This window comes from Qipengyuania seohaensis (assembly GCF_002795865.1).
GTDB classification, from domain to species: domain Bacteria; phylum Pseudomonadota; class Alphaproteobacteria; order Sphingomonadales; family Sphingomonadaceae; genus Qipengyuania; species Qipengyuania seohaensis.
In genome coordinates, this window is record NZ_CP024920.1 from 1,758,230 (window position 1) to 1,772,599 (window position 14,370).

Genomic DNA, 14,370 nt, shown 5'->3' on the forward strand with positions numbered 1-14,370 from the left:
AGGACTGACATGAAAACGACACTTCGCACCATGGTTGCGGGCATGCTGCTCACGACTTCGCACGCAGCGCTGGCACAGGAAGTGCCGATCGTTCTGCCCGGAGCGCCGGGCGAAGCTCCGCGCGTGATCGACCGTGAAGAAGCGATTGCGCTTGCAGACACTTCCTACTCGCCTGGCGATGTCGCCTTCATGCAAGGCATGATCACCCACCACCGTCAAGCGGTCCAGATGTCGGAACTTGCACAGGATCGCACCAGCAACGATGCGGTGAGCAAGATTGCAGCAGGCATCCTCGCCACGCAGAAAGACGAAATCGCCTTCATGACCGAGTGGCTTGAAGCGCGCGGTGAGGCTGTTGCGATGGATCATTCCATGCATGCCGGTCACTCTGATCATTCGACCATGAAAGGCATGGCGACCCCTGCCCAGATGGCCGAACTGACAGCATCAAGCGGGACGGATTTCGACCGCCAGTTCCTGCGCTTGATGATCGAGCACCACAAGGGTGCGCTCGCCATGGTCAAGACGCTCCACGAGGCGCCGGGCAGCGCGTACGAGCCGGTGATGTTCGAGTTCACCAACGATGTCGTTAGCGACCAGCAGGCCGAGATCGACCGCATGAACGCGATCCTCGCCCAGCTGTCGGCCGATCCGAGAGCCACCCTGACTGCCGGCCTGCGCGATGCGGGCGAGGCGATTTCCGGCTTGCGCCTGGTAGCGGCCCAGCCCAAGCCGGCAGGCTTCTTCGACCCCAAGAACCCGGCGCAGTTGCAGCCGCTGATCGAAAAGGACGAGGACGAGAAGAAGGCCAAGAAGGACGGCGACGAAGAAGAGGATGAGCCCCAGTTCGGCAAGCGCGGCTCGCTGCTGGACTTCGCCAATACCGACATGGCCTTTTCGGGGGATCTGCTGGTGGCAGGCAGCTATCACGGCTTCAACGCATACCGCCTCGGCGATGACGGCGTGCCCCAGCTGGTAAGTTCCACGGTCTGCCCGGGCGGACAGGGCGACGTATCCATCGTCGGCGATCTCTTGGTCATGAGCGTGCAGGACAGCCGCGCCCGCATCGATTGCGGCTTGCAGGGCGTAGACGGCAAGGTCAGCGCAGACCGTTTCCGCGGTATCCGCATCTTCGACATTTCGGACATCACGCGGCCGCGACAGGTCGGGCTGGTCCAGACCTGTCGCGGCAGTCATACCCATTCGATCGTATCGGCAGACGACGATACAATCGTCCTCTACAATTCGGGCACATCCTATGTTCGTGACGACGAGGAATTGGCCGGATGTTTCGATACCGCCGGTGACGAGACCGCGCTGTTCAGTATCGACGTGATCGAGATCCCCGTCGCCAATCCTTCGGCGGCCCGCATCGTCGATAGCCCGCGCGTTTTCGCGTCCGATGGGCAAATTGCCGGCCTGTGGCGCGGCGGCAATCACGGCGAGGGCACGCAGGAAACGAATGTGACCAACCAGTGTCACGACATCACGGTGTTCCCGGCCAAGAACCTCGCTGCCGGTGCCTGCTCGGGCAATGGCATCATCATGGACATTTCCGATCCGCGCAAACCGGTCCGGATCGCCGACGTCACCGACAAGGGGTTTGCCTATTGGCACTCCGCCACTTTCAGCAATGACGGCTCCACGGTCCTCTTCACCGATGAATGGGGCGGGGGCGGCCGTCCGCGCTGCCAGGCAGGCGATCCGATGGATTGGGGCGCCAACGCTTTCTATGCACTCGAAGGCGGCAAGCTCGAATATCGCGGCACTTACAAGCTTCCCGCACCGCAGAGCGACAAGGAAAACTGCGTCGCGCACAACGGCTCGATCATCCCGGTCCCGGGCCGCGATATCTTCGTGCAGGCATGGTATCAGGGCGGCATATCGGTGATCGACTTCACAGACCCGGCAAACCCGTTCGAGATCGCCTATTTCGATCGCGGACCTATCGATGAAGACCAGCTGGTCACCGGCGGCTACTGGTCGGCCTATTGGTATAACGGACGTATCTACGCGACCGAAATTACCCGCGGGCTCGACATCTTCGCGCTCGAGCCGAGTGACTTCCTCACCGCAGAAGAGATCGCGGCGGCGGAAGCGGCGCAGTTCGAGGGTGAGCTGTTCAATCCGCAAACGCAGACGCAGGTCACCTGGCCCGACGAGGTGGTCAGAGCCGTAGAAGAAAGCCGCAAGGGAGGCTGATCGCCCCCCGAAGTGGAACAATCACGGAGCGCCGAGGTATAGACCCCGAGCCATTTTTGAGGCTGTGGGGGAATATCTTTGAAAAATCTGAGCCTTGTCGGGAAAGCGATTTTCGCAATCCTCGCACTGTTACTGATCCTCTCGCTGGTGTCGCTTTACGATACCAACCGCGGCGCTGTCCGCATGCTCGACTTTCTGCGCGAGCCGATGATGATCCTCGCCGGGATCTTCGGGATCGCGGCGATATTCCTTGCGCGGCCCCGATGGATTACGGCCTTGCTGCTGGCTTTCGTGACCATCGGGATCAATCTGTGGCGTCTGTGGCCCTACACATTCCTCGCCTCTCCGCAGGTCGCTCTGCCGGATGAGGTAGACGGAATGAGCTGTGCCCGCTTGCTCGCTTTCAACGTGCTGCAATCGAACGATCAGTATGACCGCACGGCGCAACTGATCGATAGCGTCGACCCCGACATTCTGCTGCTCATGGAAACGAACGCAAAATGGGTCGAGCAACTGGCCCCGCAACTTTCCCGCTATTCCTATCGCCTGGATATGCCGCTGGAGAATAAGTACGGAATGGCGTTCGCGACGAGACTCCGCACCGACCGGGCCGAAATGGTGGCGAACACCAGCTCCAACACGCCGACCCTTTATGCGACGCTTCGCATGGGCGACGGTGCGCGCTTCGAGGTAATAGGCCTGCACCCGAGGCCTCCGCTGCCGGGCGAATCGACCGCGATGCGCGATGCGAATATCGCGAAGGCTGGCGCAAGAACCCCGGATAGTCTCGACAATGTGCTGGCCATCGGGGATTTCAACGACGTCCCGTGGTCAAGAACGACGTCGCGCTTTGCACGCGAGGGCGAATATTTCGACCCGCGCGCCGGACGTGGCAGTTTTCCGACATTCCCGGCCGACTATTCCTTTGCCGGCTGGCCCCTAGACCAGATCTTCGTCAAGAACGGCGTGAGGGTCGAGGAACTGGAGATCGGCCAGGATGTGGGTTCTGACCACCTGCCACTGATCGCGAAGGTTTGCGTGGATCCGAATTCGCCCAATGCCGATATCGACGGTGCGGACCTGACTGATACCGACGCAGGCTAACTGTTTACGCAGGCGCGTTGTTCAGGATGCAAGCCCAAGAAAAAGGCCCGGCAGGATCGCTCCCGCCGGGCCTCTTCTTAGCCTGTCGGCTGGTCGGTTGAGCTTAGAAGCCCATGCCGCCCATCCCTCCCATGCCGCCCATGTCGGGCATTGCGGGCGCGCCGCTCTTGTCTTCCGGCTGGTCGACGATCGCGGCTTCCGTGGTGATCAGGAGGCCAGCAACCGAAGCTGCATCCTGCAGCGCGGTGCGGACAACCTTGGTCGGGTCGATGACGCCCGCTGCCACGAGGTTCTCGTAGGCGTCGGTCGCGGCGTTGAAGCCGAGCTTGTCGTCGTTGGCGTCGACCAGCTTGCCGGCGACAACCGCGCCGTCGTGACCGGCGTTGGCCGCGATCTGGCGAACCGGAGCCTGCAGCGCGCGACGGATGATGTCGATGCCGCGGGTCTGGTCGTCGTTTTCGCCTTCGAGGCCGTCGAGAGCCTTGGTGGCGTAAAGGAGAGCGGTACCACCGCCCGGGACGATGCCTTCTTCAACGGCTGCGCGGGTTGCATGCAGCGCGTCGTCGACGCGGTCCTTGCGTTCCTTCACTTCGACTTCGGTAGCACCGCCGACCTTGATGACGGCAACACCGCCAGCGAGCTTCGCCAGGCGTTCCTGCAGCTTCTCACGGTCGTAGTCCGACGAAGTGTTGTCGATCTGCGTGCGGATTTCCGAAACGCGGGCCTTGATGTCGTCTTCGCTGCCGGCACCGTCGACGATGGTCGTGTTGTCCTTGTCGATGGTGACGCGCTTGGCTTCGCCGAGCATACCGAGCGTGACGTTCTCGAGCTTGATGCCGAGATCTTCGCTGATCATTTCGCCCTTGGTCAGGATCGAGATGTCCTGCAGCATCGCCTTACGACGATCGCCGAAGCCCGGAGCCTTGACCGCAGCAACCTTGAGGCCGCCGCGCAGCTTGTTGACCACGAGGGTCGCCAGCGCTTCGCCTTCGATGTCTTCCGCGATGATCAGGAGCGGACGGCCCGACTGGACAGCAGCTTCGAGAACCGGAAGCATCGCCTGCAGGTTCGAGAGCTTCTTCTCGTGGATCAGGATGTACGGGTTTTCGAGTTCGACCGTCATCTTTTCCGGGTTGGTGATGAAGTAGGGCGACAGGTAGCCGCGGTCGAACTGCATGCCTTCGACGGTTTCGAGTTCGAATTCGAGACCCTTGCTCTCGTCGACGGTGATCACGCCTTCCTTGCCGACCTTTTCCATGGCTTCGGCGATCTTTTCGCCGACTTCACGGTCGCCATTGGCCGAGATGATGCCGACCTGCGCGATTTCTTCGCTGCCCGACACTTCCTTCGAACGACCGGCGAGGTCTGCAACGACCTTGGTAACAGCGAGGTCGATGCCGCGCTTCAGGTCCATGGGGTTCATGCCAGCTGCAACCGACTTCATGCCTTCGGTCACGATCGACTGGGCGAGAACGGTTGCAGTGGTGGTGCCGTCACCGGCGGCGTCGTTCGCCTTCGATGCGACTTCCTTGATCATCTGCGCGCCCATGTTCTCGAACTTGTCCTTCAGTTCGATTTCCTTGGCGACGGAAACGCCGTCCTTGGTGATGCGGGGTGCGCCGAAGCTCTTGTCGATCACGACATTGCGGCCCTTGGGGCCGAGCGTGACCTTCACTGCGTTGGCGAGAATGTCGACGCCGCGCAGGATGCCTTCGCGCGCGTCGCGGCCGAACTTTACGTCCTTGGCTGCCATTGGTGTTTCTCCTGGAATTCTATTGAAAGATTGAAAGCGTCAGGTGGTCAGGGCTCAGCCCATGATCCCCATGATGTCGCTTTCCTTCATGATCAGCAGGTCTTCGCCGTCGAGCTTGATCTCGGTGCCGGACCACTTGCCGAACAGGATACGGTCGCCGGGCTTCACGTCGAGAGCGACGAAAGCGCCATCTTCGCGGGTGCCCGGGCCGACAGCGACGACTTCGCCTTCGCTGGGCTTTTCCTTGGCGCTGTCGGGAATGATGATCCCGCCGGCGGTCTTTTCTTCTGCTTCGATGCGGCGCACGAGAACTCGGTCGTGCAACGGACGAAATGCCATAGTGATGACCTTTCTACTGAGAGTGAATACCTGAATTGGCACTCCCACATAGAGAGTGCCAGCGAGGCGCAAATGGGGATGAGGCATGGCTGAGTCAACAGCTTCGGCAACGGAATTTTTTCGAAATAGGATCGCCCGGAAGCAGTTCCTACCGGAGTAGCCCGATGTTGTCCGGCAAACGCTTTGGAGGAAAGCGCTAATTGGCTGTTGGTGTCAGGCCAAGCCCATCGCGGCGATGCCAGCGCCAACCCAGCAGGATCGCCGCGAAGGTCAGGCCGGTCGCGAGGCCAATCCAAACGCCGATCCCCTCGAGTGGCGTATAGAAACCGAGGATGATGGCTGTCCCGATGCCGGGAACCCAATAGGAGAACGCCGCGATCCACATGGGCGCGCGCGTATCCTGCAGGCCGCGCAAGGCACCCGCAGCGACCGCCTGCATACCGTCGAACAGCTGGAACGCGGCGGCGATGACGATATATTTGAGAGCAAAGCCGACCAGGACCGCGTTCTGCGGATCCCAAGGATCGACGTAGATAGCGATCAGCGGCTTGGGGATCAGGATCATCGCCAGCGCAGTGATCGCCATGAAGCCCGTGCCGACCCCGATGGCCATCCAACCGGCGCGCTTGATACCTTCCGGATCGCGCGCTCCATAAAAATAGCCGACCCGGATCGTTGCGGCCTGCCCGATGCCGAAAGGCACCTGGAAGGCGAGGGCGGCAATTTGCAGCGCCACCGTATGGGCAGCGAGCTGGCTTGCGCCGATATTTCCCATGAGGAATGCGGCTGCTCCGAAGATGCCGGCCTCCGCGGTGATGGTCAGCGCGATGGGCGCTCCGATGCGGACGATATGCATGAAGCGCGGCCAATCCGGCGACCACCAGCGGCCGAAAATGCGATACCGGTGAAGGCGCGGATCGAGGCGGATGACCAGAACATACGCCGTAAGAGTGGTAATCGTGGTGATGATCGTGGCGACCGCGGCACCGCGCAGACCAAGCTCGGGTGCGCCCAGATTGCCAAAAATGAACGCGTAATTGGCCAGCGCATTCACGAAGATGCCGGCAGCCGTGATCGCAGTCGCGAGAATGGGCCGGTCAAGCGTCGACACGAAACTGCGCAGGACGTTGTTGAACAGCATGGGTATGAGAGAGAGCACGAGGATCGAGTTGTATTCGATCGCGAGATCGATGATCGCGGCATCCTGGCCCGTGATCCGCATTATCGGACCAAGCGACAGGCACAGTCCCATGCCTATCGTTCCGGCGAAAAGTGCGAGCCACATGGCCATCCGCACGCTACGCCGGACCGGCCTCAGCGCTGGCGCTCGGGCGCCAAGTTCGGCTGCGGCGACTGGGGCCACCGCACCGGTCAGGCCGGAAAACGCCCACAGGACGAGACCGAACAGCGCGATCGCCAGAGCGGATGCCGCCAGTTGCGCCTCACCCAACCGCGCGATGAAGATCACGTCGACAGCATAGGTCAGCATCTGGAGCAGGTTGGCTGCCGCCAGCGGCCAGCCAAGCCTTAGGGTCGCGCGAAATTCGCGGCGCCAACCATCGACGTCCAAAGACGTGGGCGCACCTTGCTGCGCATCCTGCATCGCCGCGTGTTATGACATGAGCAGGTCCGAACCAATGCCGGTCGCCCTTCCGCGATTACGCGGTGACAAACTGGCACCGCTTTGCCACAGTAGGGCGCTGGGCCAACCATGGACCGGATCCATGAGACGAACGAGATTATCGAGAATACAGAGTGGCCGAGGAAGCAAACTTTTCAGAAGCAGCAGCGACGAGTGACGATCCTCGGCGTCGATCCAATCGCCTGGTGCTGCGCCTCCGCACCGGAGTGGGGCAGGCAGGACGCGCGTTCGATGCGGAAGTGCTGAACCTTTCGCCCAGCGGCATGTTGGTCAAGACAAGCGCAAGTCTTTCGCTCGACGATCCGCTCGAAGTTGTCTTGCCGAAAGTGGGACCGGTGATTGCGAAGGTGGTCTGGTTCGACGACCAGCTTTATGGATGCAGCTTCGCGAACCAGCTGACCGACGAAGAAGTCGAGGCGGCCAATGTCGTATCCGGCGATACCGACGAGACCCACGGGGTCGACAATGAAACGCTCGGCTCCCGGATAAAGCGCCTGCGCAAGAACCGGGGATTGTCCATGCGGGCCCTTGCGGGTCTTGCCGGCGTCAGCAAGCCGACCTTGTGGAAATGGGAAAGCGATCGGGTTCGGCCGCGCCACACCACGATGCAACGTCTTGCCGTTGAACTGGGGATTTCGGAACTCGAACTCGTCTACGGCGCGCCTGCGGCCCGTACGAACGAAGAGCTGGAATCGGGATCGCTAGCGGACATCGTCCGCGATGCCCGACGTCGCATTGCCGATGCAGCAGGGGTCGACGAGAGCCGTGTCGATGTCCGCATCGATTGGGGCGAAGAAGACTAGGTCGAGTTAGGGGCGTGCTGGATCCGGTGCGGCTTTGAGCACGAGCCGGTCCCGAATAGCGTCGTAGGTCAGGTCGACACCCGAGCTACGGACATTCTCGAGCGTCAGTCGCTTTTGATCTGGCAAGTCTGCGACCTGCCGGTCAAGGTTGAGGTCGGCAAGGGCGCTTGCAAGTGTATCACGCTCGACCTCGATGCGCGTGCCTCCCATCAGGAAGATCGGCAGGCTCGTTTCGCCTGCTCCGTCCCGCACGAGACGCTTGCGAACTTCGACGCCGTCAGGCCCGCCGTCGAAGGCGGGTTCCAGGCGATAGGACAGCTTCAGGACCTCTCCACCGTGATCGAGGCTTTCGGGTCCCTTGGCGGCTGGCGGCAGGACCACGTCCAAAGGTGCCGCGGCCTCTGGAGTTGGGGCACTGGACGCTGTCTCTTCGGAATCCGCGTCCCGGACCAGGGGTTGGATCGCTGGCAGTTTGGTCTTCGTCTGATTGGGCTGGAGCGCGACCCGCAAGATGCCGCCCTCTCTTGCCTGTCGGTCGGCATGCGAATTTGCGCCGACACCCGCTAGCCCGATCAGGGCAAGTGCCAGGACGATACCGAAAAGGGTGGCTTTTTGCCGTGCCCCCCCGGACTTATTTATCGTCAATCCGCCGACCATGCTCAACCTGGCATGGTCAGGGCGGCGTATCCGACAGTACCTACTGCGATTGCGACACCGTAGGGCAATTTTGCAAAGTCATCCTTGCGGCGCTTCATCCCCTTGATGAAGCGTTTGAGAGTGAACCAGAAGAGTGCGAGAATACCCCCCGACAGGACGATGGCCAGTGCCAGGGCAGGCGCGTCCATGATCGGGAAAAACGCGGCGGACCCTGCGTAGAATTTCCCGTCGCCCGCACCGAAGATGTTCCAGACGAACATCAAATAACCGATCAAGAACGCAACAGCCACGTGAACGGCATGCCAGCCCAAAGCCGCCCATCCGTCCATGGCCAGCGCCAGGCCGAGGCCGGCCAAGGCAAGGAGCACTGACACGATATTCGGCAGCTTACGCCACACGATATCCGTAATTGCACCGACAGACGAAAGCGCGGCGAGAACGCCGAACGAGATTGTCGCGAGGGCCATTACTGCTGCTTAATCCTTGCTGTCGCCGGATTTCGCTGCCCGAAGACTTACCCGCATGGGATATCCGCTAGCGACCGAACCTTCAGTTTCGCTCTTCGCACCGATCCGCACGCGCATCGGGTAATTCGCGGAGGACTGGATGCGTACCTCGGTCGGACGCGCCGACACACGCGGTCGGACCGGCTGCCCGCTGACCCGAATTCTTACAGAGGGTGTCTGGGTGACAGGAGCTTCGCCGGCTTCTGCGGTGCGGACCCGCACGCGCGCTTTTTGCGGCTCGGCCCCGTCGAGCGCGATCCGCGCGGTTGCCATCCCCCGCTCAAGCGTGATCTTGCGTTGTTCCCCACCACTGGTGACGAGACGCTCTTCGTTTACCGGCTCTTCCGAAAGGCCGGATTCCGATTGCGCAAATTCGGTAAAGGCCTTGCGCGCTTCTTCTTGCTGAGCGTGAAGCGTGCGCATGTCCTGCGCAAGGTCGCTGGCGTAAAACCGCTCGAGATTCGCAGCGAACTTCGCGTCCTGCGGTGAAAGTGTCACTGCCGCACGAAAGTAGCGTTCCGCCAAATCACCGCGCCCGATCCGGGCATAGGCAACGCCCAATGCGTTGGCGGCATCAGGAGCGGTCTGGCGGTTCAAAGCCGCGCGCTGCAGGGCCGGGATCGCATTGCCGTACTGGCCATCCGCAAGCAGGCGCCGTCCTTCTTCGAGATCCGCCTCGCCGAACAGGGGCTGGGTGGAACGGGTGTGGTCGCCGAAGTTGAAGGCGTTGATGAAGCTTTGGCAGCCGGACAACGGCATAACTACCGCCAGCGCGGCCAGCGTTGCAGGAACTTTCTTCATATTATCCTCCTCCAGACATAGCGGGACCGATGTCGCGCACGAACATGATGACAGCCGGCAGGACCAGCACACCGATCATCGTCGGCAACATGCATGCGACAAGCGGGATGGAAATCAGCACAGGGATGCGGTGGGCTTTTTCCTCGGCTCGCATCCTGCGCGCCTCACGCATTTCATTCGCGTAGACGCGCAAGGTATTGGCGATGCTCGTTCCCAGCTTGTCCGACTGGATCAGCAGCGTGGCAAACGAACGGATTTCATCGACGCCCGAGGCATCTGCAAGCTGGCGCAGCGCGGTTTCGCGCGATGCACCGGCACGCGTCATGAGGACGGTTTCGATCAGCAAGTGCGCGATGAGGGGGTGCGAACGGGTCATTTCCCGGCCAACCCGGTCAAGCGCGGACTCAAGGCCCAGGCCCGCTTCCACGCACACCAGCACGAGGTCGAGCGCGTCAGGGAAGCCGTTGATTATTTCGGACCTGCGGCGATCGGCTTTCGCGCGAATGAAAAGGTTCGGAATGTAGAGACCCAAGGCTGCTAGGATCGAGCAATAAAGGTAGATCGAAAGCAGGCCTGGCGGCTCGGTGCTGAACGAAATCAGCAGCAGGAAAAGTCCAGGCAGCAGAAACACCATGCCGATCCGCGCCATAGTGTACACGCGCGGCGCGCTGGGGCTGGAATATCCAGCCATCTTCAGCTGTTTCTCGAGCTTGTGGTTCTTCGGGTCGGTCAGGCTGAGGCCAGTTCGTTCAATACTGTCGGCGATTTTCGCCCAACGGCTGTCGGATTCTGTGCGTACGAGGTTGGTTTTCTCATTCGCGGCAGCGTGGGAATCCAGCCGCGCAATCTGTTGGCTGGCCCTGCGGCGTGCCTCGACGCCGTTTACAACGATCAGGATCACCCCGGTAACCAGCGCGAAAATCAGCGCAAGTACCAAGAGGCGTACGACAAGACTGGTGGCAGCGAGTTCGAGCATGTCAGACCTTCAGATCGATTAGCTTGCGAATGGTGAAGACACCGATGAAGTACAGAACGATCAGGAAAATCGAGCCGAATATGAAGATCGGGTCATCCGCAACGTCGAGGTAGAATTCCGGGGCGCCGAGGAACGTTGTTACGAACGCGAAGATAGGTAGGATGCTGAGCATCCAGCCCGTCATTCGGCCTTCGGAGCTCAAGGCGCGGACTTTCATGTACATGGACGCACGGTCACGGATGACCCCGGCAAGGTTCTCTAGAATTTCCGCCAGGTTGCCGCCGGTTTCACTTTGCACCGAAAGCGAAACCACGAACATGCGCATGTCCTCGAGTTTCCAGCGGTCGGCCATGGAATCGAGCGCGGTGGTCAGATCTGCACCGTAGGTGATTTCATCGCTGACGAGGCCGAATTCAGAACCGATCGGATCCTCCATCTCCTGTGTCAGCAATTCGATGGCCGAAGCAACCGGGTGGCCCGAACGCAAGGCACGTACGAAGATATCCAGCGCAACCGGGAATTGTTTTTCCATCGTCTTGCGCCGGCTGTTCGCAACTTGCGCCAGGATGAAATATGGTATGCCTGCGCCAGCAGCGACGGCGAAGAGAAGACACAACTGCACCGCGCCGAAACCGATTTCGGCACCTGCACCGACAGCAATTCCCAGAGCGATAATGAAAAGCAGGCCAATGCCGATCGCCATCGCGATAATGACCTGCGAGATGCTGAAAGTGACGCCAGAGGTGTAGATCATGTGCTCGAAACTGATCGCCATGCGCCGCAAGAGCGGTGGCAACGCTTCGTGTTCGCGCGGACGGTTCTTCAGCAGTTCGCCGTAAAGGTCCTCGCGCGTCGTGCCCTTCTGGATGAGCGACATGCGGCGATTGGTTGCCACCGTATGGGCGCGGCGGGCGGCGATCGCACGGCCGACCGTCTGGAATAACAGGAACGCCGCTGCGAAGATCGCAAGCAGGAATACGATGCGGATGATCTCGGTCGTCATCAGCCCAGCTTCATGTCCGGACGGAACAGTTCGGGCGAAAGGTGCATGCCGTGGGTTTCAGCCTCGTCGAGGAACTTGGGCCGGATGCCGGTGGCCTCGAAGTGGCCGAGGACCGAACCGTCGTCGGCACGTCCGGTCATACGGAAGCGGAAAATCTCCTGCATGGTGATCGTTTCCCCTTCCATGCCGGTGATCTCCGACAGGCTCTTGATCTTGCGACGACCGTCGGAAAGGCGTCCGACCTGGACGACGACGTTGATAGCCGATGCGATCTGGGCCCGGGCACTCTTCGACGTAATGTCGATGCCGCTCATGCCGATCATCTGTTCGACGCGGCTCAAAGCGTCGCGAGGCGTGTTGGCGTGGACTGTGGTCATCGAGCCGTCGTGGCCGGTATTCATTGCTTGCAACATGTCGAAGGCTTCACCGGCGCGGACCTCGCCCACGATGATGCGATCGGGACGCATACGCAGGGCGTTCTTGACGAGATCTCGCTGCGTGACTTCGCCCTTGCCTTCGATATTGGCCGGACGTGTCTCGAGCCGGGCGACGTGCGCCTGCTGTAGCTGGAGTTCGGCCGAGTCTTCGATCGTAACGATGCGCTCTGCCTCGTCAATGTACGAAGACATGGCATTGAGCAGCGTCGTTTTACCCGAGCCGGTACCCCCCGAGATGAGCACGTTGCGGCGGGACTTCACGATCGCCTCGAATACCGGTGCCATCTGTTCGGGAACACTGCCCAGATCGATCATCTTGGCGATGCTGATCGGGCTCTTGGCGAACTTACGAATGGATACCAGCGATCCGTCGAGCGCGAGCGGTGCGACAATGGCGTTCACACGCGAACCGTCTGCAAGGCGCGCGTCGACGAAGGGCGAGCTTTCATCGACCCGGCGCCCGACTGCGCTAACGATCTTCTGGATCACGCGCATCAGGTGCTTTTCGTCCTGGAACCTGGTCGGCACCGGCTGAAGCATGCCGCGCTTTTCGACGAACACCGTGTCCGGACCGTTTACCAGAATATCGGTAATCGTTTCGTCGGCAAGAAGAGGTTCGAGCGGACCGAGGCCCATAAGTTCGTCAACCAGCTCCTGAACCAGTTTCTCGCGTTCCTCTCGATTGAGCGGTTCGTCGAAATCGGCGAGCAACTCAGGAAGAATGCTGGAGATCTGAGCCTTGATCTGTTCGGTCGGGGTCTGCTCCAGCATGGCCAGATTGAGACGGTCGAGCAGGCTGTGGTGGATCGACAGCTTCAGCCTGAGCATCTTTTCCGTATGCTCGTCCTTCTTGCCGAAGAGGATCCGCTCTTCGTCCTCTGCCGAAATCAGGTCGGCATCGCCATGCTGCGTGACCGGCGTCTCGTGCGACGTCTCGTCGAGTTTGGTCTTCCACATGTCAGTAATCCTTCCCGATCTTCGCACTGATCGAAGTGGCCAGGTCGCCGATCTGGCGAGAGAGGCGTGCGCGCTTCTGGAGCGCTGCGACACTCACGCCCTGCAACTGGGCTTCTTCCACCAGCTGCGTATCTTCTTCGAGAGTTTGGACGACGTCGTATCCCAGAAGTTCTTCCATCTGCGACACGTCGGAACGCTTGAAGAGACCCCCGGACAAACGATTGAGCACGACCGAAATGTTCTGGCGTTCGCGGCCCAGCATCTGGAGGAGCGACAATTTACGCTTTACGTGACGCAGCGCGGAAATCCGGCCTACGCCCACCACGACAACCTCGTCTGCCGATAGCAGGATCGGCATCGCCCAATTGGGCAGCGTCGAAGGCATGTCGAGCACGACTGCACTGTAACGCTTGCGGGTTTCGCGCAGCATCCGGCCGATTTCATCCGCCGATGCGCTTTCGATCGGCTCGATATCGTCGGGCGCGGCAAACAGGTCGAGGTCATCCCCGCAATCGATGGCCACCGAGCGCATCAGCTCGTCGTCGATCCTGTCGATCGCTTCGAACAGGTGGCTGATCGTCATGCGCGGGCTCTTGTCGAGATAAGCGCCGGCATCGCCGCTTTGCAGCGAAAGGTCGATGAGAGCGGTGCGGGCCCCTTCGCCCAGCCGCGAACTCATCATCGTGGCCAGTTGCGTGGCGACAGTGCTGGCGCCCACGCCGCCTGCCGCACCGAGAACTGCGATAACCGGAGCCAGAGTGACCGGCGTTTCGGGTCGGACCGGCTTGGCAGCGCGCGCAACATCGACGATTGCAGCGATGAGCTCCTCGCTCGAGAACGGCAGCTCCAGCACGTCCACGACGCCTTTGCGCAGCAACGAGCGTACGGTTCTCACCGGTGCAACCTGCAATCCGGCGATGACCGGGAGACCGGGGCGCTTGGCCCGCAGCCGTTCCAAACGAGCAAGCGAGTCCGGATCTTCGGAGTCGATTTCCACAACTGCGATCGCAGCCTGTTCCACCGCTGCAACGGGGAAGTCCTCGGCTGTGCCCAGGCGGTGCAAGGTTACGGAATCTTCGAGAATGGCGATATTGCCGAGCGCCTCTTTGCGCGCGAACACGTGCACGCCTTCCGGAAGGGTCATTCCATTGTCCGTTTCATATGTGTCGGAAAAATCGGTCATGGCGCTC

General features: G+C 60.9%; 13 protein-coding genes. 3 read left to right on the top strand and 10 right to left on the bottom strand.

The window, feature by feature from the left end; genetic code table 11:
* The first annotated feature begins 9 nt into the window (after positions 1-9).
* Positions 10-2,202, top strand: coding sequence for a DUF305 domain-containing protein (locus tag CVE41_RS08705; RefSeq protein WP_100260286.1), 2,193 nt, complete (start codon positions 10-12; stop codon positions 2,200-2,202).
* Positions 2,203-2,280: 78 nt separating this feature from the next.
* A complete protein-coding gene (locus tag CVE41_RS08710; RefSeq protein WP_100260287.1) occupies positions 2,281-3,306 on the top strand; it encodes an endonuclease/exonuclease/phosphatase family protein in 1,026 nt (341 codons plus the stop codon).
* A gap of 103 nt (positions 3,307-3,409) precedes the next feature.
* Here the strand turns inward: CVE41_RS08710 and groL are convergent, their stop codons facing one another.
* From groL to CVE41_RS08725, 3 genes are all read right to left on the bottom strand, one after another.
* Positions 3,410-5,059, bottom strand: a complete 1,650-nt coding sequence (gene groL / locus CVE41_RS08715) for a chaperonin GroEL (RefSeq protein WP_100260288.1) — start codon at positions 5,057-5,059, stop codon at positions 3,410-3,412.
* 54 nt (positions 5,060-5,113) lie between these two features.
* Entirely contained in the window at positions 5,114-5,398 is a 285-nt protein-coding gene (locus CVE41_RS08720) for a co-chaperone GroES (protein WP_100260289.1), read from the bottom strand.
* A gap of 196 nt (positions 5,399-5,594) precedes the next feature.
* Complete coding sequence (locus tag CVE41_RS08725) at positions 5,595-7,001, bottom strand: MATE family efflux transporter (RefSeq protein ID WP_100260290.1); 1,407 nt, start codon at positions 6,999-7,001, stop codon at positions 5,595-5,597.
* 152 nt (positions 7,002-7,153) lie between these two features.
* Here CVE41_RS08725 and CVE41_RS08730 point away from each other — a divergent pair, with 152 nt between their 5' ends.
* On the top strand, positions 7,154-7,843 hold the full coding sequence (locus CVE41_RS08730; protein ID WP_100260291.1) for a helix-turn-helix domain-containing protein: 690 nt from the start codon (positions 7,154-7,156) through the stop codon (positions 7,841-7,843).
* Between the two features lie 6 nt (positions 7,844-7,849).
* Here the strand turns inward: CVE41_RS08730 and CVE41_RS08735 are convergent, their stop codons facing one another.
* From CVE41_RS08735 to CVE41_RS08765, 7 genes are read right to left on the bottom strand one after another with little or no spacing between them, the layout of a single operon-like run.
* Positions 7,850-8,488 (bottom strand): hypothetical protein, encoded by a 639-nt coding sequence (locus tag CVE41_RS08735; protein ID WP_157799451.1) that lies wholly within the window; start codon positions 8,486-8,488, stop codon positions 7,850-7,852.
* A gap of 14 nt (positions 8,489-8,502) precedes the next feature.
* Positions 8,503-8,967 (bottom strand): A24 family peptidase, encoded by a 465-nt coding sequence (locus CVE41_RS08740; RefSeq protein ID WP_100260293.1) that lies wholly within the window; start codon positions 8,965-8,967, stop codon positions 8,503-8,505.
* A gap of 9 nt (positions 8,968-8,976) precedes the next feature.
* The gene (locus tag CVE41_RS08745) at positions 8,977-9,807 is read right to left on the bottom strand and encodes a tetratricopeptide repeat protein (RefSeq protein ID WP_100260294.1); all 831 of its coding nucleotides are present in this window, start codon (positions 9,805-9,807) and stop codon (positions 8,977-8,979) included.
* A 1-nt stretch (position 9,808) separates the two neighbouring features.
* Complete coding sequence (locus CVE41_RS08750; RefSeq protein ID WP_100260295.1) at positions 9,809-10,783, bottom strand: type II secretion system F family protein; 975 nt, start codon at positions 10,781-10,783, stop codon at positions 9,809-9,811.
* 1 nt (position 10,784) lies between these two features.
* Entirely contained in the window at positions 10,785-11,786 is a 1,002-nt protein-coding gene (locus CVE41_RS08755) for a type II secretion system F family protein (protein ID WP_100260296.1), read from the bottom strand.
* Positions 11,786-13,180 carry a CpaF family protein gene (locus tag CVE41_RS08760; protein WP_100260297.1) on the bottom strand — a complete coding sequence of 465 codons (1,395 nt, stop codon included), beginning with the start codon at positions 13,178-13,180 and terminating at the stop codon, positions 11,786-11,788. The genes CVE41_RS08755 and CVE41_RS08760 overlap by 1 nt, the downstream gene beginning before the upstream one ends.
* Before the next feature lies 1 nt (position 13,181).
* Positions 13,182-14,363 (bottom strand): AAA family ATPase, encoded by a 1,182-nt coding sequence (locus CVE41_RS08765; RefSeq protein WP_157799453.1) that lies wholly within the window; start codon positions 14,361-14,363, stop codon positions 13,182-13,184.
* Positions 14,364-14,370: the final 7 nt, after the last annotated feature.

Excerpts from the sequence above, each read along its gene's own strand:
- CVE41_RS08705 (WP_100260286.1), top strand. The coding sequence starts at position 10 with ATGAAAACGACACTTCGCACCATGGTTGCGGGCATGCTGCTCACGACT.
- CVE41_RS08745 (WP_100260294.1), bottom strand. The coding sequence starts at position 9,807 with ATGAAGAAAGTTCCTGCAACGCTGGCCGCGCTGGCGGTAGTTATGCCG.
- CVE41_RS08765 (WP_157799453.1), bottom strand. The coding sequence starts at position 14,363 with ATGACCGATTTTTCCGACACATATGAAACGGACAATGGAATGACCCTT.
- CVE41_RS08750 (WP_100260295.1), bottom strand. The coding sequence starts at position 10,783 with ATGCTCGAACTCGCTGCCACCAGTCTTGTCGTACGCCTCTTGGTACTT.
- CVE41_RS08725 (WP_100260290.1), bottom strand. The coding sequence starts at position 7,001 with ATGCAGGATGCGCAGCAAGGTGCGCCCACGTCTTTGGACGTCGATGGT.
- CVE41_RS08740 (WP_100260293.1), bottom strand. The coding sequence starts at position 8,967 with ATGGCCCTCGCGACAATCTCGTTCGGCGTTCTCGCCGCGCTTTCGTCT.
- groL (WP_100260288.1), bottom strand. The coding sequence starts at position 5,059 with ATGGCAGCCAAGGACGTAAAGTTCGGCCGCGACGCGCGCGAAGGCATC.
- CVE41_RS08760 (WP_100260297.1), bottom strand. The coding sequence starts at position 13,180 with ATGTGGAAGACCAAACTCGACGAGACGTCGCACGAGACGCCGGTCACG.
- CVE41_RS08755 (WP_100260296.1), bottom strand. The coding sequence starts at position 11,786 with ATGACGACCGAGATCATCCGCATCGTATTCCTGCTTGCGATCTTCGCA.
- CVE41_RS08720 (WP_100260289.1), bottom strand. The coding sequence starts at position 5,398 with ATGGCATTTCGTCCGTTGCACGACCGAGTTCTCGTGCGCCGCATCGAA.